Annotated in this window: 5 protein-coding genes and 1 pseudogene; 5 read left to right on the top strand and 1 reads right to left on the bottom strand. The window is 50.7% G+C overall.

Features of this window, described 5'->3' with window-relative positions:
- From PMI34_RS29065 to PMI34_RS22440, 5 genes and pseudogenes are all read left to right on the top strand, one after another.
- Nucleotides 1–322 (top strand): annotated as a pseudogene (locus PMI34_RS29065) (RHS repeat-associated core domain-containing protein); the annotation flags it as partial.
- Nucleotides 323–382: 60 nt separating this feature from the next.
- Entirely contained in the window at nucleotides 383–700 is a 318-nt protein-coding gene (locus tag PMI34_RS29060; RefSeq protein ID WP_202949452.1) for an HNH endonuclease, read from the top strand.
- 14 nt (nucleotides 701–714) lie between these two features.
- Entirely contained in the window at nucleotides 715–1,020 is a 306-nt protein-coding gene (locus PMI34_RS0127070) for a hypothetical protein (RefSeq protein WP_032829412.1), read from the top strand.
- Nucleotides 1,021–1,198: 178 nt separating this feature from the next.
- A complete protein-coding gene (locus PMI34_RS22435; RefSeq protein ID WP_008047211.1) occupies nucleotides 1,199–2,179 on the top strand; it encodes a YiiG family protein in 981 nt (326 codons plus the stop codon).
- A 91-nt stretch (nucleotides 2,180–2,270) separates the two neighbouring features.
- The gene (locus tag PMI34_RS22440) at nucleotides 2,271–3,158 is read left to right on the top strand and encodes a hypothetical protein (RefSeq protein WP_008047209.1); all 888 of its coding nucleotides are present in this window, start codon (nucleotides 2,271–2,273) and stop codon (nucleotides 3,156–3,158) included.
- An 86-nt stretch (nucleotides 3,159–3,244) separates the two neighbouring features.
- Here the strand turns inward: PMI34_RS22440 and PMI34_RS22445 are convergent, their stop codons facing one another.
- Nucleotides 3,245–3,646, bottom strand: coding sequence for a hypothetical protein (locus tag PMI34_RS22445; RefSeq protein ID WP_008047206.1), 402 nt, complete (start codon nucleotides 3,644–3,646; stop codon nucleotides 3,245–3,247).
- Nucleotides 3,647–3,873: the final 227 nt, after the last annotated feature.

Here is a 3,873-nt window from a genome sequence, read left to right as displayed (position 1 = left end):
GAGCAGCAGCTTTACTACTTCCATACCGACCAGATTGGTACGCCGCTGGAGATGACTGACGCGGACGGGAGCATTGTCTGGCAGGCGACGTACAAGGCTTGGGGTTCGGTTGAGAAGCTGACGGTCAATGAAGTCGAGCAGAACCTGCGGTTTCAGGGGCAGTATTTCGATGAGGAGACGGGGCTGCACTACAACACGTTTCGGTATTACGATCCGGAGGTGGGACGGTTTGTTACGCAGGATCCGATTGGGTTAATGGGGGGGGGATAATCTATATCAATATGCGATTAATGCAGTACGTTGGATAGATCCGCTTGGCTGGTACAATGGAGAAGGCGTACGTGACTTAGGTAAATACCATGCTAGTCACGAACATACCCTGATGAAATCAGAGTTCAAAATGACAGATGTTGAGCACTTCAGTCGTGCCAATCAATCAGTATATGAGCGCGTTAAAGTTGACTATGAATTTAAAAAGACGTTGCAGTCGAAGTATCCTGGCGTTGTGGAGCATGTTCAGCCTCGGGTAGATGGTTCGTTCCGTGGCAGTTCTCCTCCGGGTATGACCTGGCATCATGGAGACAAGCCCGGATCGCTTCAGTTGGTTGATAGGCTAGATCATCAAACATATCACAAAATATACCATCCAGATGGCAAGGGTGGACGAAATAAATGGGGCGGTGGTACTGCCTGTCGATAATAAAGAGAGTTTTTATGAAAGAATATAATGGTTTTTCTGATCTTATTCTGAGTCTAGGACATCTACCTGCTGTTGGTTGGATCTTCGTCGACTCGACAGTTAATAGAGCATCGAAGGATGCTGTGAATTCTGCAGTTTTTTATGTGGCAGAAAATGATCTGGAGGAAATTGCGTGCGAAAAGTCTAAGCGTACGCTTGTCGAATGTCCTACTTTGCTGGATATTAAGGCCGTCGCGGATCGAAGCAAAATAAAGCCTGATTTAAATAAATATTTGGAGGCGACACTTTACTATCTTGAGAATGATGACTTTCAAGGCTAGTTGGTCGTTAAGTTTGTGATCTGTTAGTTTTACAGATCTTTGCGCGCTTTGCTATGGCGGTTTTTAACTACTAAGAGTGGTTGAAAGGGTCATGGGGCTGAAGGGTGTGCATAAATTGTACTGAGAGGCGGTTTTGGGCGGGTGTAGATAGGTTTCTGTATCGCTAGGGAGAAGTAGCATGTATTCAAGGAATATGCTGACAGGGATGTTGATGTTGGTAGGGGTTTTTCTGAGCGGATGTGACAAGTCCGACAACACCCAAGACGTTGCGACCCACAATCAGGAGCATTTGGAGGAGCGGAACTCAAGCCAGGCGGAGATAGAAAAATACAATATTTATGTCGAGGCCGCGAACAGGGGTGGGGATTTTGCCAGCACGTTGGAGAAGCGTAAGGTCGAGTATTCGAAAACGCTCGCGTCCGGCAAGAAACTGACGAATTATTACATGTTCAGTGGTTATGACATCAGCGTTTTGCAAGACAACCTTAGCAAAGCATTGGAACTCTCGTACCCAATGCCAGAGTTGGATGAGCCTGCGAAAGGCATGCTTGTGGCGCTCGCAAAACTGCAGCCTATTCACGCAGAACTCGCCAACTATGCCAATTCCAAGGGATACCTGGCCGATGACGGGAAAAAAGCCAGGGAAATGGAGCCATTGCTGGATGCAGCCTTGGAGGGTGTTGCCGTTGAGCAGGCGAAATTCTATGACGGTATTAGCAAGCGCGACGAAGTCAATATTCAAACAGCCTTTGATAGCGCCGAGAAAGACAGCCTGGGTTATTACCGTGCAGGCATCGTGCTTTACGCCAAGCAGTCAGTACGATTGTCTGGTGATTTTTTCCGGTCATCTGGTGCGGAAGAAACTGCCAAACCTTTTGAAGACAGTCTGAATAAGACCGCCCAGATGATCGAGGAGTGGGACAAGAAGGGCAGGGCCCAGACGCCTGCTCTCAAGTGCAGTGTCCTGCTCAGTAATTTGAACGGTTTTGTCGGTAAAGGGCGTGAAGCGATCAGCACGGCGAGAAATGGTGGCTACAAGCCTGATGAACAACGACAAATGATGTGGAAAATGAATAATCCCATCGAGCGAGATGCTAAAACTTTCGGGCAGTCATTTGACTCTGTGATCAATGGGCTGAACCGTACAACCTGTATCTGAAGGACCGCAGTGGAATCGACAGTGTATTCGCAGACACCCTTCTGGAATACGGTGTTTTTTTACAATCAACTACTAGGGAAGTACCCACCTCATGCAGCAATTACCCACACCCGCTTCAACGGTGACAGGTCAACTGATCTCCACCTTCCACCACGGCAAGGGCTTTCTGGTCTTCATGCTGTTGTTCGCAATCGTCTTGTTGGGCCTGGCAGGATTTGTGTTGTACCTGGGGACCATACTGCCGGCGGGCAGTTCCGGGGCGAACACCAGTCGTGGTTCCAGCCCGCAGTTGCTGATCTATTCCGTCAGTGGCTTGCTGGTCGTCATTTCGGCAGTCCTGTTCGGGCTTTATGCGTGGCATAAAAAGTTGCGCGGGACTCATTATGATGTTTACGAGCACGGGATTGTTGCTGTCAGTGGAAAGCAGCAACAATTTACGGCGTTTGCTGAAGTAGAAGACCTGTATCTGTTCGGCTCGGGGCAAACGGCATTCACCGGTCTGATCACCAACCTGGCGTACCGTCGTAATGAAAGCGAGCCATTTCATCGCGTCATCGATTCGCTGAAAGGCTTTCAGGACTTTCAGCAACTGGTGCGCGAGTTGCACGTCCGCGAGCGTCTGCCGGTTGTGATGAACAAACTTGAGTCTGGCGGAGCAGTGACTTTCAGGTATGTGCCGACCGGGCAGGTCTGGCGCAAGCGAATCGCAGGGGACTTCCTGAATGTCGTCACTCAAACAATTATTGTGACACGCGAGTTTCTGGAAGTTGACGGACGTAAAGTCCCGGTGTCGACCCTTGCTTCAGTCGATTTGAACGCCTGGAGTGAGAAGGTCACTCTGAAAGACGAGGCGGGGAATCAGGTTCTATCAACGGTGTGTACCGGCATCATGAGCCATGACCTGTTCCTCACGACGCTGGATGTGTTGCTGGATGCTCAACGGGCAAGCAGCGGTGAGACTGTCGAGAGCCTGGCCTGAGAATCCCAGGGCACCGTCAGGCTGAGCAATACAAAAAAACCGGCTGATCAGGCCGGTTTTTTGAGGGCGGTGGTAGAGCAACGTATTCAGGCGGTGCGATTCTGGATCAGACGATCCGAACCACCTTCAGCAACGCGGTTCTGCAGCAGTTTGTCGGAACCACCTTCAGCGACGCGGTTCTGCAGCAGTTTGTCGGAGCCACCTTCAGCGACGCGATTCTGCAGCAGTTTGTCAGAGCCACCTTCAGCGACGCGGTTCTGCAGCAGTTTGTCGGAGCCACCTTCAGCGACGCGATTCTGCATCAACTTGTCGGAACCATCGGCTGCAACACGGTTTTCGATCAGGCGATCGGAACCACCCTCGGCCACACGGCTTTCAATCAGACGATCCGAGCCGCCTTCAGCGACCACAGGTTGAGCAGAGTTTGCGGCGAAAGCGTTAACTGCGAAAACCGAGAAAGCGATGCTGAGGAAGGTCTGGCGTTTCATGATCGTGTGCTCCGGGGTGCTTATGGGTTGGTATGGAGCAGATGTTACGCCGTGGATTTTTTAAGAGAACTTCATTGAGTTGATGGTGACTATTGATGCAGTCAATGGATGATTCGGTGCCCCCCCTTGTGGGAGCAGGTTTCTCCGGGAGGCGTTCCGACGAAGGCGGTGTGTCAGTCGACAACATTGCTGGCAATGCCGACGCCTTCGCGGTGTAGAAACGGATA

Source organism: Pseudomonas sp. GM74 (genome assembly GCF_000282455.1).
In the GTDB taxonomy this organism is placed as follows: domain Bacteria; phylum Pseudomonadota; class Gammaproteobacteria; order Pseudomonadales; family Pseudomonadaceae; genus Aquipseudomonas.
This window is presented reverse-complemented; position numbering and strand designations above follow the sequence as displayed.